The organism is Sulfuracidifex metallicus DSM 6482 = JCM 9184 (assembly GCA_032834875.1).
In the GTDB taxonomy this organism is placed as follows: Archaea; Thermoproteota; Thermoprotei_A; order Sulfolobales; family Sulfolobaceae; genus Sulfuracidifex; species Sulfuracidifex metallicus.
Genome location: CP135238.1, coordinates 143159 through 162966 on the forward strand (window position 1 = coordinate 143159; position 19808 = coordinate 162966).

The window sequence follows — 19808 nt, forward strand, 5'->3', positions numbered from 1 at the left end:
GACTAATAATATAATATAGTAGATTAACGCCTTTTATAAGATCTTTTTAAATCCTAAGATCTTCACAATATTAGATCACAAAAAGTATCTACATGTCTGTGTTAATCATATTAGTGAAAATTATATAACACTATGTATTTTAATGAAATTTAACGTGTAAAACAAAAAGATACTTTGGCACTGTAGAGATAAGAAATTGGACTTCATAAAGGCGTTGAATTATACTACGTACAAACTAATGATGAGAAAGCTGAGCAAGTAAGAGGAAATAGAGCCTTAAATTCCTTTAACACTTTACAAGATTCTCCTCAAGTTACTAATTAATAAGGGTTATATAGTAGAGTCGATAAACGTTTAGCTAGATGTTATAAATTATTTTAAAGTTAATAAGTATTAAGCAAGTAATAAGAAAATTCCTTAATCATTAGTACTCTAAACTCTATTATCCCTCTACTAAATCTTCAATTACTTTGGTAACCTTACGGAAGGACTGATATTCAATATAAGCCCTCTCTAAATCCTCAGAGTCAAGCCAAGGCGATTCTGGGTAAATAACTTTCACCTTAATTTCCCTACTTTTGGCATCTGCTAAAAACCTAAGGAGTTTTACAGTATCATATAACGGATGAGCAATAACAATAACTTCTCTCATCTCATAAGAAAGCTTATATGGGCTTTCAGTAGTCCCATTACCCCTATTTACTTTAAGCACCTTCTCCAGCTCGCTCATAATTTTAGGAGGTACTATCTCATATATTTCCTCACCTTTATCTAAGGCTATTCTAAAAACCCAGTAAAGTGCTATTTTAAGTATATAATCTCTATTACCCTCATAGCGGTAAGTCTTAACTCCGTCAGTGATTAGTACTATAGATCTATCGGAATTTAATATAGCTGATAAGAACTTGCTCGCTAAATAGTCCGCAGTATACCTCCCTGGAGATCTTATGTCAAATATTATAGCTTCTCCCAGGCTACCCTCGTCGAGGAAGTATTTAATGTGTAAAGTCCCAGTCTTAGCTGTTGCGTTAAAGTCAATCCTATTTAGTAGATCTCCTTCTATATATTCTCTGCTTTCCACATATTCTAACCCCCTCGGCGAAAGTTTATAATAACCCAATCCTCCGATGCCGTAAAGTTCGCCAAGGGCTAATATGACCTCCCTCAAAAACCTGGGGTAAATAGTCAAATCTATTTCAATACCACTATCTTTAACTACTGAAAAGAGCCTAAGAATGACTTAAGCACCACCTTAGGCTTCGGAACGTACTTCCCAAAAAACCTAGTGTCAATAATAGCCTCAACCTTACTCCCCTTATTCTCAAATTTTACAAATTTTTGATTAACGAATTCTCCTAATGGAGGTAAATCAAAACTTAACTTTTCTCCAGCAATAACTTCAGCCTTAAACTTCAAATTTAAAACCTTCTTCCTTACAAGCGTTAAATAATCGAGGAGCAAAATGGAGATTAAAGTAATAGCTACTAAAGTTATTATGGGAGTTAGCACGGAAAGGAAAGAAGAAATTATTAGGATAATGAGGAATTTGAAACCCTTGTCAGTTATCATTTTGGCACCTTAACGCTCTCTAAAACAGCCTTAATTTTCTCTTTTTTGTCCTTTTCAATAGCTGATTCTGGCTTAAGAACTATCCTGTGATATACTACATAAGGAAATACAAATTTTACATCGTCCGGTATTACAAAATTCCTACCTTCTAAAAAGGCAATAGCCTTACTCCCTCTATATAGCGATATTGAAGCCCTAACAGAGAGTTTGTACATCAAGTCCTTATCTTCTCTTAAACTCCTTACTAAGGTGACTATGTAGTCTTTAACCTCATCACTTACTTTTATCCCCTTAATGACCTTAGTTAATTCTAAAGCCTTTTCTGGTGTAATGACAGGTTTAACGTCTGGATTGTCAGTGAGGTAGGAAACATCTAAAATCCTGATCTCATCCTCTTTACTAGGTAAATCGACTTCGATACCGTATGAAAATCTATCTATTTCAACGTAAGGTAAAGTATAAGTTCCCTCGGCATATGGTACTTGAGTTGCAATTACCATGAAAGGCGAAGGTAATTTAAAGATAGTATTCTCTATAGTAACCTCCTTTTCTTGCATGGCTTGTAATAACGCTGACTGAGTCCTAGCAGGTGCTCTATTTAATTCGTCTATGAAAACTACGTTAGCAAATATTGGACCTTTCTTAATGCTCCAGCTCCCATCCTTAATATTATAGAACGGGGTACCCAATATATCTGCGGGTAAAAGGTCTGAAGTCATCTGAATTCTCTTGAACTCTCCACCTATTAGCATGGAGAAAACTTTAGCTGTAACTGTCTTACCTACACCTACTGAACCTTCTATAAGTACATTACCCTCTGTTAAGAGCGATAAGATTAAAACTGTTTTCAGTTCCTCTTGTCCTATTATAAGGGAGTCTAGACCTTCAAGAATTCTCTTAATATAATCATTCTTCACCTCTATCATCATAAGTCCTCCTCAGCACGTTCTCATCCCAATCAGGATGAAGGGAAAGGATTCTTTTGAGCATAGTTTTTGACTGCTCATTTTTCCTTTTAAATTTTAACCTAAATATAGCAAGGGACAAAAGCAAAACGACGTATGAATAGTCGGAGAGTTGATTCAACAAAGCCTTTACATAATCCAACGGTGAGAAAACATTAGGATAAATGTAAGCTGATTTACCTATAATAGCGTAAAGGAAATTCAGATTCTCTTTAATATAATAATTAGTCAAAACGTAAGGAGAAGAAATAACGACTATCCTCCCCATATTATGAACCTTTATCATCCCAACTACAGTAAATGGCCCTTTTTGAGTAATAGTATAGGAATAAGGACTAGTCTCCACTAATGGAGTAACATTATATATAGGATGGGAGTCAAAAAACACTGCTAAATTACCCTTATAAAACACCTCAATTTCGGAATCATTACCTGCATTGAAAAGATTGTCTCTTATAATACAACTGCCTATATAAGCACCGAACTCCTTTAGTGTATTATTAATTACAGAATTATCGCCTACTAATATTACTGTGCCGTTATTTATAAGAATCTTTTTAACGAGTTGGGTAACGTTTTGCTGAGGCTGAACTATAATAACGACGTTATTTGATGGAGTGAAGTACTTCTCGGTACTAGATAAACCTAGAGGTGAATTAGAGAATACGGAAAAAGGAGTTGTAGATGGAGTAACGTAAATTAATGTCAAAACTACTAGAATTGAAAGCAAGGAGGAAATTAAAATCAATTTCATGACATTATCACCTTCAGTAACTCGTTAACTTCAGCTAAGTCTAATGCATAATTACCGTATACCCTTAACTCGAATAAGAAGGTTAGCCTCGAAAATGCGTTATACTTATTCTCATCTATCTTACCTCTTACTAGGTTTAAGTACCCCCTCACTGTATAATAGTCCCTCATCTCCTCATTAGTAATTTTCTCAATAGCTGTTAAGGCTTGATAATAGGCTAAGGCTATTGGATCCGTAAAGATAAACTTCTTCCTCTCACCTACTCCTTCCTTTTTCTTCTCTTCCCTCTTAACCTCAACAGTCCTACTACTCAAGGCATAATAAGCTAGATACCCTACAACTCCCAAAGGAACTAAATCTAAGACATTAATTACGAAGACGTTCTTTACAGTAGTACCAGAATAGGGGGGTAGGGCTGAAACTGATATTGGAGTATTACCCAAATTGAGAGTAGGAGGAATTACAACACTTACTGAAAATTGACCGTCAATAACATGAGTATAATACTTATTATTTCCGATCATAACTAATACCTCGCCGTTAAACTTGGACGTAGTGCATCCATGTATGTTAGTAGGTAATCCAGCTATAACAAAGCCAGGACTTTCAAAGGTTATATTTGCCGAAAAGTAAGTTACGTTAACCGTGAGTTTAACAGACGCTGGTGCAATATTGCCTTGCGGTAAGGAAGTAACTATAATATTCTGTAGACCTGGGATGTTAGGCAAAGTAACTATAGTAGAATATGTTACGTTCGGCTCAACGTCTGTTATCGTGTAACTGGAGTTAAAAATTGAAATTACTACAGTATTATCTGTGCTAATTGTCTTTAACTCAAAATTAAGAGTTAACTTCTCTCCCTCAAATCCTCGTGTTTGATTAAGGCTTGCTTGGATTTCCGGTTGATAATAGTTTAGAAACACTTTTGCTGTAGTTAAGGAACCTGCATAGACATTTGTTGGTAAAAAATAAGCAGTAACCTCTATCTCCCTAACGTAAATTTGAGGTAAAGTTAAGTTTAACTCGAAACTACCTATACTACTTGTTATTACGGAGTATTGTTTGTTTAAAAGAGTTATATAAACTGTGTAAAAAGGTAGCGGTGTTCCGTTATAAGTGAGCAACTTCCCCGTAATAGTAATATTACCTCCAGGAACTGTAGAGTTAATTACATTTATTTCGATCTCAGTCTTTATAAGTTCGCTTTCTTGTTGTAATATTCCTGCGTATATCTTGTTTAAAAGGGAATAAATTGGGGTGAGCGTTACATTAAGTGAGTAAAATTTTAATAAATTTTTCAATTGGTTTAAACTTTCATTAGTCTTTAACAAATAGTATTCCTTTAAGCTAAGAGAAGTAGAATTTAGGAGAGATTGAAGGTAGAATATCAGGGCGGATAAATTGGAATTAAGCTGCGAATATTGGCTTGGTGCCTCAGATACCATCTGTAAAGCCAAAGTGAAGTTCCCTACTGATATATTATTTATCACGCATTGGTAGTAAGTTGAGACTATTTGGTTAATTTGCCTTACAACGATATTAGGTAAGTGAATTTCCTTAACTGCAGCAGGCTGTTGGTAAACAGTAATCACGGCTAACGATAGAATAATTAAAAGCATTGATAAACTAAGTAAAGCCTCTTTTCTCATGGTTATAAGAGATTGTGAGCAGGTATATAAGAGATTGTGATCAACATGATTATTAATATTGCTCCAATTATTAAACCATATAGAAGATAATTAGATTCAAATGTAGGTCTATAAACCGCGTAAAGCACTAGGAATATGAAGACATAAGTCATAAAATAAGCGTCTATAGGTTGATTATATAAGGAAATTACTACTGTTGATAAAGTAAAAGCTATTGTCAAATACAATGGGAATAGCTTACTCAAGTTAACACCTCGATCAATGCAGTGAATCTCTTATCGTCACCCTTCTCTTCCTTAATAACGCATGGTTTTCCTTCCTTTAAGGCTATAATTGATGCGACAATACTCGATACGCAGCTTCCCATTACTAATTTAACTCTTCCAGGGGTGTAAACCTTACTACCCTTTACCTCTAAGGCGTAAACGCTACCATTCTTAACAACCTTAACACCTTCAGCCAAACCCTTCTCAACCACGTACTCACTTATTAGCGAGTCTAAACTCTTGTTTAAGTCCTTGATAACGTAAATAGGGGGGTGGAGGATTAAAACCGATGAACCATCTTGAGTTGTTATAATCCCCTGAGGTTCTGGAAATGATAATTTACCGTTCAGAGCAACATAAAAATTTACCTTATTACCGTTAGGGAAATAATATCCTTTTTGGGAAACATCTAAGTCCTCAAGTAAAAGTTCCAAATTAGCTAAACCGCCTTCAATAATCCCGGAGATGTCTCCCTCATCTCTGATCGAGATTAAAGTCAAACCTATTATTATAATCCCTATTCCTAGGGCAGTGAGAGTATCGTCTCTTAAAATGAAAAAGGAAGATAGAGAAAGTAATGTGCCGAAAATGCCTAAAGATATTCCTAATTCACTTCTCAACCTTTTCCACCTCCTTTAACAATCTATAGTTAGAATACTTTCTAAACAATGCTCCTAGGGAAAAAGCTAAGGTCAGTAAAGTAAGAGAAATTAAAGAAGTGTTAACGAAGATTCCAGGGCCGTAATTAAGGAATAAACCCACAATTGGATCTAATGCTAAGGAAAGTCCTATCCCCATTGCTAACCTACCCAATTGCGATAAATCCTCCTTCTTTGGGTAAACGAGTTCAGTTAAAGTTGCGCCAGGCAAATACATTACGAAGATTATTCCGAAAAAGTAACGTAAAGGTAAGAAGTTAAGAAAAACGGAAATTATAGTCCCGAAGATTATTACTAAGACTAAGAAGAACCATATAGCATGATAAAGTAAAAAGTTTAGAAAACCCTCATTAGGATCCACAAGCCTTATTTCACCGTCCTCGAGCATTTTATAAATTACTTTAGCAACATCGTAGTCCTTAACGTTCAATTCCTTACTTACCTTTTCGACGATCTCGTCTAAGGTCAAACCCTTGTATTTTATTACAGCACTCCTTATTCTGTCACGTTCAAGATTAGCTGTAACCATTTCCCAGAATACACCTCCGAACCGTTATAATAATACAATATGAAAAACACCTTACCGTCAATGACCGGGTAAGGGATTTTAATAACTACCGGCAAAGTAGCGTTCTCGTCACTCCCTACTATAACTTGATAAACGTTTAACACTGGCAAATTATAGCCAGGGTAAGTTGAGTTAAGAACAGTAGTATAGTTACCCAACTTTTCGTAAATTATGTAATACATAGCCTTACCTTCATGATTATAAATGAAGAGATAAAGGGTTACAGACTGGTTAACTACTAGATGGCTGGGGTAATTCCCTATTTTACCATTAATTCCCAGGAGACCTATTGCAGTATAATTATCACCTGGGTTAAAGAAGGCTAACGTCACAGCAACTACGGCAGCAACCACAATTATAGCCATTATAACTCCCAGCACTTCGTCCTCTATCATTTAACCACCCACCTACTCCTCATCTTTATCCATGCCTTCCACAAAAACCTAGGACCGAAATAATAAGTTAGAAAACCTAAGACTATTAAAGCCGTAATTGTAGAATACTTAACGATTTGGTGTTCAAGGCAAAGTGTGCTTGCCTCACTCTTGAGTTGCGGTATTGAGGAATTAACTTGTTGAATTAAATTTTCAGCCTCTTTCGGATTTGAGCAATTCTGCAACAATTGTAAGGCTTCATTAAGCTCTTGAATTTGAGGGTTTACATTAACTCCCGATTCACTTATCTTCTCTAGTTGCAAGTAAAGCTCTTGAATTTGAGTAATTAAGTGAGAATTAGACGCAGCAAAAGATACCGTAGAGAAAGCCGCGGAGATTAAGAGTAGTGCAAGGATTATAAATCTCACAGCGAGTCTTATTTCATTCCTTATTTATATATTTTATCCCATGTATAACTGCACTGCCCCATCGTTAAATATAAGACTAACGTTATTCAACTTCTCTTCGTAATTCGTCGGTACTGGGTTAGGCAAATTCTCGTTATAATTTAGAACATATCCTTGACTAAGAGAAGGAGTAAGCAAAAAGAGAGTTGGTGGAGGAGCTTTTCCTAACAAGTAATAGTATGCTGAATAACGATCAACAGATTGACCGAAATATTGGAATAAGAACTGGAACTTAACGCACGTAGAAACCTCAGCTAAGACGTTATTACATGAAATAAAACTTCCTGCAAAGAACTCAGGTTGTGTATAAACCTCCGTTGTTCCTCCAGTGTAAGGCAACTGCAGGTTAACTGTTGCGAAAATTGCAAAAAAGTTAGAGGTAGCCAGAATTAATAAAATGAAAGGGATTAATTTTGTTCTTACCCCACCTAAACCGAAAAGCATTGCTAAGGGAATTGATATATAGTCCATTACTCTGTATGCAATGTAAAAACTCAAAGAAGTCTTAATTAAAACTGAAAAGAGCAAGACCACTAGAAGGGATGAAAGGAATAAGTTAACGTAAGTTAACTTCTTCTCATTAATGTAATAAAATCCTACTATGTAAGGTACTGCAAAAGGTAAGAAGTAAAGAGGGAAAACCGTGGCATAGGGTAACTTAACGAATAAGGAGAGTATAACAAGAACCGCCATCAAGCCGGATATCACATAGCCTTTAACGTGAAACTGTAGTAAGAATATTGTTAAAAAGTAAAAGGCTATATACACACCTAAGGCTAGTAGGTAAATAGGCCTAATTATTGTTGAAAGGTGAGGGAAGAGTATTAATAGAGGTAAAGAGACACTTATAAATTTCTTCCAGTCCCTGTCATAGAGCGTAAAAAACAGTGCTATAAGAAATAAGAAACCCGTAAAATAGAAATATACTGGAATAAGGGATAAGGAGATGAGAAACAACAAGAAGTACTCCTTTAACCCGCTCTTTCTTCTCATCATTAGCCATATAGCTAACAAGAAGAGCGGTTCACCGTAAACTCCGTTCTTAACTGAAGCATCTATCAAAGCCTCACCGAAAAATAAGGCTAAAAAAGTTGAAGAAAGGAATGCAACTTTGACCCCGAAATCCCTAACCATTAAGTATATTATTAAAACCGAAATAGACCCTACGGCAGGTATTATTAACGGCTCAAAGGATATTGGATAAATGGACGTGACTTTTGAAAATATTGCTGAAAAGAACTCACTACCTAAAGTTGGGTGAATTATAAGTAAGCTTGAAAGTGAAACCTTACCGCTTAATAACATGTTAGATAAGTATAAGTTATCCCAGCTTATTGTAGTGAAAGGTTCACGGGAATATAAGTATGGATAAAGCCTCAGCATTAGGACTATAAAAGTAGGGATAAACGTAGCCCACTTACCCTTCACCTTTCTTCCCCTTTACGACTTCCTCAATTTCTTTCTCTAAATCCTTTAAGTCCTTCGGTTTAGGAGCTTTAACCATTGAATAACCTATCCAACCAAATATGCCGAAAACTACGGTTATTATTGCGAAAACTGCTATTTTTAAGAAGATTTCACTGTAAGGGGAGAAGAAAAGACCGTAAGCGTAAAGAGCAATCACTAGAAGGGAAAGAGCAATAAGGATTATTCCTAAAGTCTTCATAGGAGAATATTATACAAGGGGATTATAAATATTAGATGCAATGACTACTCTATTTTACCTCCTCTTTACTCATAGAATTGCCAAGGGACGTAGACTCTATGCCAAGGGCATGATCAGCTTCTATGAATCTCTATTAGGAGACAAATTATTCTCAAAAAAATAATCTGAGAATTAAAAATATTTCATTCATATATACTAGGTGGATACTCATTGTAGTAAAGACGTAAGAACCTAAAACTTGCTTCTTAAATAGAGAATAAAAGACTGTAACACCTTTATGTAACTTTTAAATACTTCTAGTTACTTTTAATTACTGTGGAGAAGTATCTAACACCTAGTGAAGTTGCCGAAATATTCGGAATGAGTAGGAGTGGTGTTATTAAGTGGATAAGGGAAGGGAAGATAAAGGCTGTTGAAGTTAACGGTAGGTGGAGAATACCTTACAGTGAGATTGAGAGGCTATTAAGTGGAGGTGAGAGGGCAAGACAGATAGCTATATACACTAGAGTTTCATCGAATACACAAAAGGACGACCTAGAGAGGCAGTTAAACGCATTAAAGGAATGGGTTAGGAAAACTTTCGGTGAAGTGAGTGTAATAGAAATTAAGGATATAGGTTCTGGATTGAAGGAGGATAGGAGAGGGTTAAAGAAGTTAATAGAATTAGCCAAGAGGAGGCAAATTGACGTAGTAGTAGTAGCTTATAAGGACAGGCTAACACGTTTCGGATTTGAGTACCTTGTAGAGTTATTCAAAGCTTACAGAGTGAACGTCGTCGTAGCATTTCAGGAAGAGCCAAAGGATTACATGCAAGAGTTGCTTGAGGACTTCGTAGAAATCGTTAAATCGTTCGCCTCAAGAATCTATGGACATAGGTCTCATAAATATGAGAAGGTGGTAAAATGTGTTGAAGACGTTGAAAAGGACAGTTAGGTTAGAGAGTGACTTCTTGAACGAGTGGAAATATCATGTTCTTAGGGAGGTTGAGGAATATCAAAGATTAATTGTTAATGAAATGATTGGGGTAATCCTATCAGAGGGCTTACCAACCACTAGGAAGAAGTTACACGAGAGGTTTTACAATCATTATAAGGAGAAGTACCCCTTCCTACCTTCAAGAGTTATTGAAGGTGCTTACATTATTGCTGGTAGGATTGTTAAGAGTTTTAGGGAGAGGAGGAAGAGAGGATTAACGAGGAAGGATAAACCAGAGTATAAGAAGGTGGTAATCACTATACCAAACATGGTTAACTGGAGGTTTAACAGAGTTTCAGTTAACGTTTTAACCCACAAGGGTTGGATTGAGATATCCCTTAAGTCAACTAAGCAATTTACCCGCTACGTATATGAGAGTTGGAGAGTTTCACAAGAGCTTAAGCTGAGATTAGTGGGTAGGAAAGTCCTAGTTTGGTTGACTTTTGAGAAGGAGGTTGAGGTTGAAACGAAAGACGGTAATTATATCTCTATTGACGTTAATGAGAATAACTTCACTTTAGCAGTTTTTGAAGATTTTAAACTCAAGGAGTTGAGACGTTATGAGACCGGTTTAGGTAGGATTGTGGTTAACTACTCTATTAGAAGAGAAGAGATTACTAAAGGACACTCAACTAAGGATGAATTAATAAAGAAGAAGTTGAGGAAATTGAGGGAAAGGGAGAGGAAAATTGACGTGTTGAGGAAGACTGCTAAGAGGATAACCGAACTGGCTAGGGATTTAAAGGCTAAGGTTATTGTTGGTAAGTTTTCCTCTAAAGCTAAGGAGAAAATGGAGGGTGATAAAAATGGTAGGCTTAGGCATAGGATTCATCAATGGAGTGTTGTTAAATTTGTGGAAATGTTGAAGACTCAACCTATAGATGTTGAAGAGGTTTCTGAGTCATATACCTCGTCTACCAATCCCTTCGACGGTAAGAAGTTAAGGAAGGGTAAGCAGGAAGTTGAGAAGGTTGTCAAGGTTTTTAACCCCTTCCTGATGACGGGCACTGCTCACGAGGGTGGGGGTATTAGAGTATTTAAAGTGAATGCTAGGTACTTGGAAAGTGGACAAGTTCTTTTAGAAAGGGATTCTATTGCTCCACTTAACATTATGAAAAAGGTGGATGGGAGGGTAGTGGTTTTTCCCTCGACTAGCCCCAATGATTTAAGGATGACTGTGTATGATCCCTTGAGAGGGGTGCCCGTGGCGGAATTAAAAGTAATTAAAAGTAAAGAAGAGTTACGCCCCGGGTAAACACCTATCTGACAAGATGTAGTTAGCGTCTTTCTTCCTATTAGCTACTTTTCAAAATTGCTATCTTCTAATGTCTTCTTATATACATCCTCATACATACTTACAACCATTTCCCAAGGCAAAACGTCCTCCGGTATTTCCTTAACCTTAAAATCCTTAGCCTTTGGCAAAATGTTAGCTAAAGCCTTATAATCACCGGGCTTAAACAGAAAACCGTTAACCCCCTCTTTAACCCTATACTTCAAAGCACCTACGGAAGAAGCTATGACCGGTTTCCTCCTGGCCCAAGCTTCAGAAGCTACTATAGAGAAAGCCTCAACGTAATCCGAAAGGCTCGGAATAACTACACAGCATGACGAGTCTATTAAAGCAATCTTACTCAGATCGTCAAGAGAACCGGCATAAACAACGTTCATACCTTCAACTTTATCTCCACCACCAACTATTACGCCCTTAAAATTAGACAATTGCAGAGCTTTAATAAAGACCTCGACGCCCTTCAACTTATGAATCCTACCCACGTAAAGTGCAAACTCACCCTCTTCTAAGTTAAAACGTTTTAACACCTCTTGCCTAAAATCCTCATTTAAAGGCTTAAAATATACGTCGTCTAACCCATCAGGAATTAGGAAAGGATTTGCATTAAACTTCTCTAGAATTATTTTATCGCCCAAGTTTTTCACTGTTACTGCGTTAGCTAACTTTAACCCCTTTTTTATCATATAGTCCTCGTAAATAGAACCAACCAGTCTGTAAAATAAGTTTGGATGAGTGCGCAAAGTCTTTACGGATAGAAAACTCACTACTTTTTTACCTTTAAGCATTGAGGATACTGAAATATTAAAATAGCTCAATGAGGAAAGCGCGTGAACTACTTCGTAATCTCCATTTACCTTATCTAGAGGTATTTGAATTTCCGGGTTGAATTTAAGGACTTTAACTTGCCTAACGTTCATACCTTGACAAGCTGAGGTAGAGAAGAGTGTTACTTCGTGTCCCCTTTTAGTCAAGTAATAGTAAAGCCTTTGAGAAACAATCTCCATACCTCCGTAACCGCAAACACTATGATGGACTAATGCTATTTTCATCAATTATAAAAGCGAGGAGATGAATTTAATCTTTAATACTAAGAATGCAACATTATCATAGTTAACCACATAATTACTAATTTATTACACTCACATTTTTAGGCATTCTGAAAATTCCACATAAAAATATGCAATACTAGTACTGACGTCTCCGCGCCCTGGAAGGCGAGAGTTCCTTTCCAAGGAATTCATAGTTCCACCATCGGGACTCATCTGGTGGGCAGTCGAGGTAGAGCCCCAGAGAGGAATCGCCAAGCTCTAGTCCCTTAAGGGAGAAAGATACTAATTACTCCTCCTATATTTCCATTAAGCTGAAGAAAGGTATAGCACAACTAAGAGGTGTTTGACAAAGAGATATTTGAACTTTTTATAAGGTGAATATCCATTCCCACCTGCAAGGCTTTAGCCCCTTTTCTGTAAGAAGACTAGTAGCTAGTTAAAAGTTCTCCTCTTTAACCTCAGCTAATTCCAATAACAAAACCTGGAGCCATGTAAATTATTCCGTCCCTCAAACTCGTATTATAAACTATTTCCTGAATTATCGAGAAGTTACCGTACTCATAATAATAAGATTGTATCAAACCTGAAATTGAATAGCCAGTAAGCGTAGCGTTAACAGTTAAGGGGCAATAAGCCGTTAGGAGGAACGAAGGAGGTTTAGACGCTGCGTAAGTATAAAGGAATTCAAAGTAATCATTATTAAGCGTGGCTTCAAAATTCCTACCCTCATAGTAATAAAGCGAACCAATTAACACTAGGATAATAACCATGGTAGCGAATAAAGGCTTAAGCTTTCTGGAGAAAGCTATTTCAGCAAAAGCTATTGCCATAAATGGCATTAACTGTTGCGGAATTCTCGTAATATAACCTGCGCCGCCCAACTTTGCTGCTACCGGACCGATTATTAAAGAAGTAATGAGTATCAACGCTGCTAACATTAAGTATTCCTCCTTTTTCTCGCTTTTCCGCGATAGTAAGAAAAAGAGCAGTGCAGGAGTCAAAGTTATTATAGCCATGTATATTGCCTGATAAAACACTATTTCAGCCCATATAGGCAAAGGTCTGTATAAGTCTTGCGATACTACATTAATTGCACTAGAAGGCTTTATGTAAAACGTTGCTACATCATAACCTAAAACTACGTAACCACCGTAAACCATAGCTAGGTAATTAAGGTAACTTATCCAACCTATTCCGAATAGCACTGTATAATAAATTGGCGTTCTGTTCTTCCTTAAATAGTAAAGAGCAATTACTAAAAGCCCGAAGAAGGAAAAGAATGCAACACCTAATTGAGATAATATTATCCCTGATGATAGTACTGCAATAGGCACAGAGTGCCTCAACCCGCCTTCCTTAGCGCTTAAGTAAACTAATAAAAGCAGTAACCAGTAAAGGGGCGTAGCGTAAGTTTGATCAACATAATGAAGGTTTGGCGAGAACTCAAAGCCGAAGAATATTATGAGCCCTATGAAGCTCTTATATATGTCTAAACCTAATTTTCGGAAGACGTATAGGACTATCGGAGTGTAAACTAGGACTTCCACTACATTATAGTACTTTACGAGGAAGGCGAGAATAAAAGCTGTAGGCGATTTAGGTACACCGTTCATTATATCTATTAGCATAGCGTTAGCCCATTCAAAGCCTGGCTCTTGCCTTACTATTTGATCAAGGGGATAAATTGGTGTAGTATGGCCAGTATAGATTACATATTCTGTCCTTGCTAAAAATCCCCCTGCGTCATAAAACTCACTGCCGTATTGAGGAAATGAGAACCAAGGTAAGTAAAAACGAGCTAAAATAAACGCTATTAAGGGGATAGTTAAGAAGATTATGCTCTTGTTCTCTCTTTTAGTTAAATAAATTAAAGTGAAGGAAAGTGCTGTGAGGACTGAGAATAGGGGAAAAGCGTAAGGGTCTAAGCTCATTTGACTAAAATAATCCTTGAACCCCATTAGCCTAGAATACGATAAGAGTGTAAGCGTGTAAATTGTTAAAACTACTAAAACTGATAAGGAGACTATAAGTGAGGGTAATGTGCTTCTTCCTATTTTTACAGCCATTAAATTATTTCCCCCTTGAAACTTTATATTTATTATCCTTAGTTTATCTATACATAGTTAACAGAAAGAAAGATTATCACCATTGACACAACTACTGCGTTATATATTCCCTAACTACTCTGTAAAGTGTCCCATTCAGTAAATTTTATAATACAATAGGACAAAATTAAATAAGAGGAAAGCTAATGAATATATGCATTTACGGCACTGTTTATAATTCAGTAAATACAGTAGAAAATACAATAGAAAGCGTCTTTGATCCTGAAATTTCTAGTATTGTAATTGTTGATTCCTATTCAACTGACGGTACATATGAAAAACTAAAGGAGATTGAAAAAGAGTTTAACTTAACAATACTCAGATTTAAGTCTTCAAGAGGTATAGGAAGAGGTATTGCATTAAAACATTGTCCTGACAATTCAGTAACTGCATATATAGATCTTGACGTAACTTATACTCCGGCTTTCAGAAAAATTGTAAAATCTGGAATTAAGAATGCATTAATACTTCATGAAGCAAACACGTTCATTGGAGTTAAAGAAGAAATACTAAGTAGAGGAAATTGGAAAGATCTGAACTCAGGTGAAGATCGGGAATTTTTTTCTAGAATGAAAATTCAATACGGACTCCCAATAATTATAGGTAAAAATTTTGTATATAATGGGGCCAGAGAAAAGAGATATGCGAGAAAATGGAGAGAGTTTATAAAAAGGGAACTAAGATGGAAAATTGATACTATTAGAGGGACAGGTTACAGTTTTGTAGAATTAATGAGAAAAAGACAACAGACTTTAGTAGAAGAGCTAGCTAAACCGTTAGCTTATTTAGTAGCAAAAGTAGAAGGAATTTATAGGAACTCAAAAGAGCTAAATAATTGGAATTTTACACTAAGGAACTTCTTTTATAATATTGATGACCCTCAAAAATACGGAATAGATAACGAGTTCATTTATCCGCTAATCGTAGAAAGGCGATCGAATATAATTGATTATAATAAAGTTAGAGAGATTTTACTAAATAATTTCCTGAAACTAATTGAATATGATTGCGGTAACTATTCGGTTTTCACTAAGCAACTTAATCCCTCACTAAAATGCAATTATAGGTTATTAAAATGCTAATTGCCTAAAAATAAATTATAGCCGTATAGTTAAGTAGTACAATATTAGTTATACATAATTATTATTTTACATTAGAATATCAATGTAAAATCAAACTCCTATAATACCTTGAAAATAAAAACGTTAACATTTTATTCTTCTTTTTTCTTACTCTTTTTGTGCCTTTTATTTCAGTTATTATTACTGCTCATAATAGGAGGGAGTTTTTACTTGAGGCCGTTAACTCTGCTCTAAACCAAACACTACCAAGAGATAAGTATGAAATAATTGTTGTGAAAAACTTCGAGGACGAGAGGATTGATAAGTTCCTTGAAGAACATAATGTGAAGAATATAGTAACGAAGGAAGAACCTGCTGGTATTTACCTTGTTAAAGGTGTTGAGGAGAGTAAAGGTGAAGTGATATCGTTACTTGATGATGATGACTTATGGTTACCACAAAAATTAGAAATAGTAAAACAAGTATTCAAAGACAAAAACGTAATATACTACCACAATGGCTTCGTTAATTTTACTGAATTTAGTAATTTAGATTTAATAAATAAAATCGCTTATAACAATAAAAGCTCATTATTAAAATTAAAGATAACTGACATGAAAAATTTTCTTACCCCTATGAATAGCTCTTCTATAACTGTTAAGAAAGAGATTTTTTATGAAGTATTAGATAAAATTAGAAAGGTTTTTAGTTTAATAGATGCTTTATTGTTTTATCTAGCTTATTGCTACGGTAAAGATTTCGTTTTTGATGATAGGATCTTAACTCTAAGGAGGATTCACAAAACTAATACAAGTGTAGATAGAGTGAGCGAATATAGGGATTGGCTTAATAACCTTTCTAGAATAAGTAAGCTATATATGACTGATAATTTAACACTTCTAGATATTTTCTCCTCAATTGAATGTAAAATTTCAAATGAGTATAAGAGGAGATTAATTTTACAGTTTGAATCCATGTATTTAGGTTGGAAAGTTACTTATAGTAGATTACCTAATACAAAAAATGAACTCACATTCAAAGAGTTTATTAAATACCTTAGCTATCAACGAAGTTTAAAATCGTTCTTATACGGCTTATTACCTTATGCTCCTAGGAAAATTAAGGAATATGTTATAAAGAAATGGTATAATTATAATCTAAGTGTTATGGGATCAAATGAGCAGTAATAGGTTTTTTCCTTAGTTAATTATGAATCAATACACACTTTATTAATATAATCCCACAATTGGTATTTATCAATAACTATTCAGATGCTAGCTCCAGATATCTTTTAGATATGGAAATATAATCATAGTTTTTTACCAACTCCTTTCCATTACTGCTTATCTTTTCCCATAACTCATAGTTTGATAATATCATCTCTAATTTCTTAGCATAATCGTTAGGATTAATTCCATTAATTCTAAAACCATTATATCCATCAATTAATGCCTCTTCTGGAATACAGTTACTGCCGACCACTGGAGTACCGCTTGCTGAAGCTTCGAGAGTCGTATACGAAAAGCCATCAAATGTAGACGGTAAAATTAAGGCTATAGCTCTTGCATATAACTCTTTGAGTTCTTCATCATTTACTATTTTAGGGATAATCCAGTCATATTCAAATTTTTCCTTCCAGTAATGAGCAGCAGGGCCTACTATAACTAGGTTCACGTTAAACCCTCTTTCCCTTAAGAGCCTAATAGCCTCAATAGAAACGGTAACGTTTTTCTCACCTCTAGTCCCTACATGAAGGATAAATCCTCTCTTATCTCTAGGGTAGTATTTAAATCCATCGTTCTTAAATGGAATAGGTATAACTTCGTGACATTTAATGCCCAACTCGGGAGCCATCCTCTTAACCTTCTGCGAAATACACACAACGTAATCTTGCCTGGAATAAAGGAAGCGTAAAGCTAACGCGTTAACCTTACTCTTTTTAGCTTCATCAAGACCATTACCGTGAATTACTGCAATTTTCTTAGCCTTACTTCTAATCCACGTAACTCCATTCATTATGATCAAATCTGGAGAAAACTCATTCACTACCTTACTTCCCTCAAAGGACCAATCAATAACTACTTTTTTTATAGGCTTAGGAACTGAAAAAGCCTTATATTTAGCATCAACACCCCATCTTTCCAAAGGGGAAAAATCGCGTTCGATGTGATGCGTAAGGAAAAATACTTCGTTACCTAATTTTCTCATTCCTTCCCCTAATGTGAAAACAAACCTACTGACGCCGTCTAGAGCATCAAGATGCTCTCTTCTCGTTATTAATATTCTCATAATGGTAATGTAAAATGAGACTACTTTAAACTTTAAGCCAAAGATTTCACACTAAATAATAATGAGAATTTAAACTCGTAATGATGAAATAATGAGGATTAGTTTCAGTAATGGTTTCAGAATAATATTAAACTTGCTATTCTCAAGTGCTGATTCAATTTCATTAATTTCAATAGTGGAAATTGTTTTTAACAATGCTATCAATATTATATATTGAGTTATAAAAGTTACCAAGGAAAGTGGAAGGTTGTAAGGATAAGGAATCTTGAACTCTATTATAGTAGGTAATATGAGTGAGATAAGTGCTATAGTTTCAATCCTAATAAGGGTAAAAATTGATTTCTTCAATTTCAATCTTATTAATTTACTTAACTGTATATCCTCATAAATTGTGGTTACAATTGATGAACCCCAAACTGAAAATATCATGCCCACAATACCGTAGTGTAAGAGAAGGAAATATGATAGTGGTATAAATACAGAAATATTAATTATATTTTCTACAATTGGAATCTTGTACATTCTTTTTATATAGAAGATAGTATTCCTTCCGTAAAGAGAAAGAAACGAGGTTAAGATTGAGAGGGTCAAGGAAAGCTGCAATAAATAGGGAGCTAATGAGTACTTCCCATAAAGTAAGTAAACAAGGGGAAATGAAACGGAAAATAACATCCCTTGCGCTCCCAACGTTATTAGTAAAGCATACTTGGAATACTTCATTACTGCCTCGGCATACGGTCTTTCGTCAGTTATCCTAGAGAAGGTAGGTAAAGTTATCTGAGCTAAGGGAGAAGTAAAGATGGCTATAATACTAGTTAAGTTGTTAGCGGCAACATAATTACCTATATCTGAGGCAATTATGAGCCGAGAAAGTAAGATATATTGGACTTCACTCGAAATTAACCCTATTATGCCCAAAATCGTAAACGGTATATTATAAGAGAAAATACTCTTTAATGATATATCTCCTTCAGCTTTTATCCCCCTAAAAATGTAGAGCAAATAAGTGATCCCAACTATTCCGGCAACAGCATATCCCGCTAATACACCAAAGATCGCCCCGGCTATTCCAAAACCTAGAATTATTAATAATGGCGCTAAAATAAACCTCAATAATGCATGTAAGAAATCTATAAATGAACTTACGTGAGATTTTCCTAATGCTAGTAACTGATTATAACTAATGTACCTAAATACCGTTTCTAAGAGAATTACTAAGGCTGAAATCCTTAAATAAATAGCTAATTCTGGTCTATTTAGTATTGTACTCGCAATGTAATTACTTAAGATTAAGAAGAGCACAGTGAAAACCAAGGATAATGTGAGCATGTAAGATGAAGTAATTTGAAACACTTTTTTTGCACCTGCTAATTTTCCTTTAGTCATGAATTCCGAAATGTATCTTTGCGCTGCAGTAGTCATTCCTAAATCTATGAAGCCTAAAAGAAAGTAAGGAATACCAAATGAAAGAGTGTATAAACCGTAATTTGCAGGTCCTAGTAGCCTAGCGATAATGATGGTGTTTAAGCCTAGTAAAACCATTGCCGAGAATGTGCCTACTAAGATGTGGAGGTATGACGTGATAGCGTATTTAGATATATCACCCATTAAGCCAATAACCTTGTATACATATAAAAATTTAGACAGTACTCTAGGAAGCTTTTTGCTCCTTTTCGTACCACTTCCTTGCAACGTATAATTGAATGGACTTAGGCATAAAGATTAGTGATGCTAATAAAATTCCTCTAAAGTTTTTATAATCCAGACTAACATATTTCAGGTAATCACTAAAATTTGCTTTATGCGGCCCGTCTTTAGATAATCTAGTTACAGTTATTTTGTCACTTAAAGCTTGAGCTAACAGCGCTTTAATTACGCTGTCGCTTATTCCTTCTGATTTACAAGAACTTATAAGTTCTAGTATCAGCTCATATCGATTAGAATAAAAGGTTATTTTCTTCTCTAACCAATCTTGAAAACTTTTCTCTTTTAAAGCAGTAGAATTATTGTAATGCTATCTGTATAAAGTTAATATAACTGGGTCGAACTTAATCTTGCAGTTTTTAAGTAGTGCAAAATAGTAATAAAAGTTATCAAT

20 protein-coding genes are annotated in these 19808 nt (G+C 35.2%); 4 read left to right on the forward strand and 16 right to left on the reverse strand.

Annotated elements, in window-relative coordinates; all coding sequences use genetic code 11:
- Nucleotides 1-442 precede the first annotated feature (442 nt).
- From RQ359_RS00935 to RQ359_RS00990, 12 genes are read right to left on the reverse strand one after another with little or no spacing between them, the layout of a single operon-like run.
- Nucleotides 443-1168: a DUF58 domain-containing protein gene (locus RQ359_RS00935; RefSeq protein ID WP_457921225.1), complete on the reverse strand. Its 726-nt coding sequence runs from the start codon at nucleotides 1166-1168 to the stop codon at nucleotides 443-445.
- 47 nt (nucleotides 1169-1215) lie between these two features.
- Entirely contained in the window at nucleotides 1216-1569 is a 354-nt protein-coding gene (locus RQ359_RS00940; RefSeq protein WP_457921226.1) for a hypothetical protein, read from the reverse strand.
- Nucleotides 1566-2498, reverse strand: a complete 933-nt coding sequence (locus RQ359_RS00945; RefSeq protein WP_457921227.1) for an AAA family ATPase — start codon at nucleotides 2496-2498, stop codon at nucleotides 1566-1568. Before RQ359_RS00945 ends, RQ359_RS00940 begins: the two co-directional genes overlap by 4 nt.
- Nucleotides 2476-3288 (reverse strand): hypothetical protein, encoded by an 813-nt coding sequence (locus tag RQ359_RS00950; protein WP_156016286.1) that lies wholly within the window; start codon nucleotides 3286-3288, stop codon nucleotides 2476-2478. Before RQ359_RS00950 ends, RQ359_RS00945 begins: the two co-directional genes overlap by 23 nt.
- A complete protein-coding gene (locus RQ359_RS00955; RefSeq protein ID WP_156016285.1) occupies nucleotides 3285-4937 on the reverse strand; it encodes a hypothetical protein in 1653 nt (550 codons plus the stop codon). The genes RQ359_RS00950 and RQ359_RS00955 overlap by 4 nt, the downstream gene beginning before the upstream one ends.
- A gap of 2 nt (nucleotides 4938-4939) precedes the next feature.
- The gene (locus tag RQ359_RS00960; protein WP_054837974.1) at nucleotides 4940-5182 is read right to left on the reverse strand and encodes a hypothetical protein; all 243 of its coding nucleotides are present in this window, start codon (nucleotides 5180-5182) and stop codon (nucleotides 4940-4942) included.
- Nucleotides 5179-5823, reverse strand: coding sequence for a hypothetical protein (locus tag RQ359_RS00965; RefSeq protein ID WP_156016284.1), 645 nt, complete (start codon nucleotides 5821-5823; stop codon nucleotides 5179-5181). The genes RQ359_RS00960 and RQ359_RS00965 overlap by 4 nt, the downstream gene beginning before the upstream one ends.
- Nucleotides 5813-6391, reverse strand: a complete 579-nt coding sequence (locus RQ359_RS00970; RefSeq protein ID WP_054837976.1) for a DUF1616 domain-containing protein — start codon at nucleotides 6389-6391, stop codon at nucleotides 5813-5815. Before RQ359_RS00970 ends, RQ359_RS00965 begins: the two co-directional genes overlap by 11 nt.
- The gene (locus RQ359_RS00975) at nucleotides 6358-6825 is read right to left on the reverse strand and encodes a DUF1616 domain-containing protein (protein ID WP_054837977.1); all 468 of its coding nucleotides are present in this window, start codon (nucleotides 6823-6825) and stop codon (nucleotides 6358-6360) included. Before RQ359_RS00975 ends, RQ359_RS00970 begins: the two co-directional genes overlap by 34 nt.
- Entirely contained in the window at nucleotides 6822-7232 is a 411-nt protein-coding gene (locus RQ359_RS00980; protein ID WP_054837978.1) for a hypothetical protein, read from the reverse strand. Before RQ359_RS00980 ends, RQ359_RS00975 begins: the two co-directional genes overlap by 4 nt.
- A 33-nt stretch (nucleotides 7233-7265) precedes the next feature.
- Nucleotides 7266-8699 carry a hypothetical protein gene (locus RQ359_RS00985; protein WP_256201810.1) on the reverse strand — a complete coding sequence of 478 codons (1434 nt, stop codon included), beginning with the start codon at nucleotides 8697-8699 and terminating at the stop codon, nucleotides 7266-7268.
- Entirely contained in the window at nucleotides 8689-8937 is a 249-nt protein-coding gene (locus RQ359_RS00990; RefSeq protein WP_054837979.1) for a hypothetical protein, read from the reverse strand. The genes RQ359_RS00985 and RQ359_RS00990 overlap by 11 nt, the downstream gene beginning before the upstream one ends.
- Before the next feature lie 315 nt (nucleotides 8938-9252).
- On the opposite strand from RQ359_RS00990, the gene RQ359_RS00995 reads away from it, so the two are divergent.
- Together RQ359_RS00995 and RQ359_RS01000 are read left to right on the forward strand one after the other, a co-directional pair.
- Nucleotides 9253-9870, forward strand: coding sequence for an IS607 family transposase (locus RQ359_RS00995; RefSeq protein ID WP_338116951.1), 618 nt, complete (start codon nucleotides 9253-9255; stop codon nucleotides 9868-9870).
- Nucleotides 9842-11167 carry a transposase gene (locus tag RQ359_RS01000; protein ID WP_338116950.1) on the forward strand — a complete coding sequence of 442 codons (1326 nt, stop codon included), beginning with the start codon at nucleotides 9842-9844 and terminating at the stop codon, nucleotides 11165-11167. Before RQ359_RS00995 ends, RQ359_RS01000 begins: the two co-directional genes overlap by 29 nt.
- 44 nt (nucleotides 11168-11211) lie before the next feature.
- Here RQ359_RS01000 and RQ359_RS01005 read toward each other — a convergent pair whose 3' ends face one another.
- Nucleotides 11212-12255: a glycosyltransferase family 4 protein gene (locus RQ359_RS01005; protein WP_156016283.1), complete on the reverse strand. Its 1044-nt coding sequence runs from the start codon at nucleotides 12253-12255 to the stop codon at nucleotides 11212-11214.
- Between the two features lie 458 nt (nucleotides 12256-12713).
- A complete protein-coding gene (locus RQ359_RS01010) occupies nucleotides 12714-14321 on the reverse strand; it encodes a hypothetical protein (RefSeq protein ID WP_054837980.1) in 1608 nt (535 codons plus the stop codon).
- A 185-nt stretch (nucleotides 14322-14506) separates the two neighbouring features.
- Between RQ359_RS01010 and RQ359_RS01015 the strand changes: the two genes are divergently transcribed.
- Together RQ359_RS01015 and RQ359_RS01020 are read left to right on the forward strand one after the other, a co-directional pair.
- Complete coding sequence (locus RQ359_RS01015; protein WP_156016282.1) at nucleotides 14507-15442, forward strand: glycosyltransferase family 2 protein; 936 nt, start codon at nucleotides 14507-14509, stop codon at nucleotides 15440-15442.
- Between the two features lie 158 nt (nucleotides 15443-15600).
- Complete coding sequence (locus tag RQ359_RS01020; RefSeq protein WP_054837983.1) at nucleotides 15601-16608, forward strand: glycosyltransferase family 2 protein; 1008 nt, start codon at nucleotides 15601-15603, stop codon at nucleotides 16606-16608.
- Nucleotides 16609-16684: 76 nt separating this feature from the next.
- On the opposite strand, the gene RQ359_RS01025 is transcribed toward RQ359_RS01020, so the two are convergent.
- Complete coding sequence (locus tag RQ359_RS01025; protein WP_156016281.1) at nucleotides 16685-17710, reverse strand: glycosyltransferase family 4 protein; 1026 nt, start codon at nucleotides 17708-17710, stop codon at nucleotides 16685-16687.
- A gap of 69 nt (nucleotides 17711-17779) precedes the next feature.
- Nucleotides 17780-19318, reverse strand: a complete 1539-nt coding sequence (locus RQ359_RS01030; protein ID WP_054837984.1) for an oligosaccharide flippase family protein — start codon at nucleotides 19316-19318, stop codon at nucleotides 17780-17782.
- Between the last annotated feature and the right edge of the window lie 490 nt (nucleotides 19319-19808).

Bases quoted from the DNA above. Each gene is read 5' to 3' on its own strand.
- RQ359_RS00945 (WP_457921227.1), bottom strand. From the start codon at position 2,498: ATGATGATAGAGGTGAAGAATGATTATATTAAGAGAATTCTTGAAGGT.
- RQ359_RS00990 (WP_054837979.1), bottom strand. From the start codon at position 8,937: ATGAAGACTTTAGGAATAATCCTTATTGCTCTTTCCCTTCTAGTGATT.
- RQ359_RS00950 (WP_156016286.1), bottom strand. From the start codon at position 3,288: ATGAAATTGATTTTAATTTCCTCCTTGCTTTCAATTCTAGTAGTTTTG.
- RQ359_RS01005 (WP_156016283.1), bottom strand. From the start codon at position 12,255: ATGAAAATAGCATTAGTCCATCATAGTGTTTGCGGTTACGGAGGTATG.
- RQ359_RS00940 (WP_457921226.1), bottom strand. From the start codon at position 1,569: ATGATAACTGACAAGGGTTTCAAATTCCTCATTATCCTAATAATTTCT.
- RQ359_RS01015 (WP_156016282.1), top strand. From the start codon at position 14,507: ATGAATATATGCATTTACGGCACTGTTTATAATTCAGTAAATACAGTA.
- RQ359_RS00955 (WP_156016285.1), bottom strand. From the start codon at position 4,937: ATGAGAAAAGAGGCTTTACTTAGTTTATCAATGCTTTTAATTATTCTA.
- RQ359_RS00970 (WP_054837976.1), bottom strand. From the start codon at position 6,391: ATGGTTACAGCTAATCTTGAACGTGACAGAATAAGGAGTGCTGTAATA.
- RQ359_RS01025 (WP_156016281.1), bottom strand. From the start codon at position 17,710: ATGAGAATATTAATAACGAGAAGAGAGCATCTTGATGCTCTAGACGGC.
- RQ359_RS00975 (WP_054837977.1), bottom strand. From the start codon at position 6,825: ATGATAGAGGACGAAGTGCTGGGAGTTATAATGGCTATAATTGTGGTT.
- RQ359_RS01030 (WP_054837984.1), bottom strand. From the start codon at position 19,318: ATGGGTGATATATCTAAATACGCTATCACGTCATACCTCCACATCTTA.
- RQ359_RS01010 (WP_054837980.1), bottom strand. From the start codon at position 14,321: ATGGCTGTAAAAATAGGAAGAAGCACATTACCCTCACTTATAGTCTCC.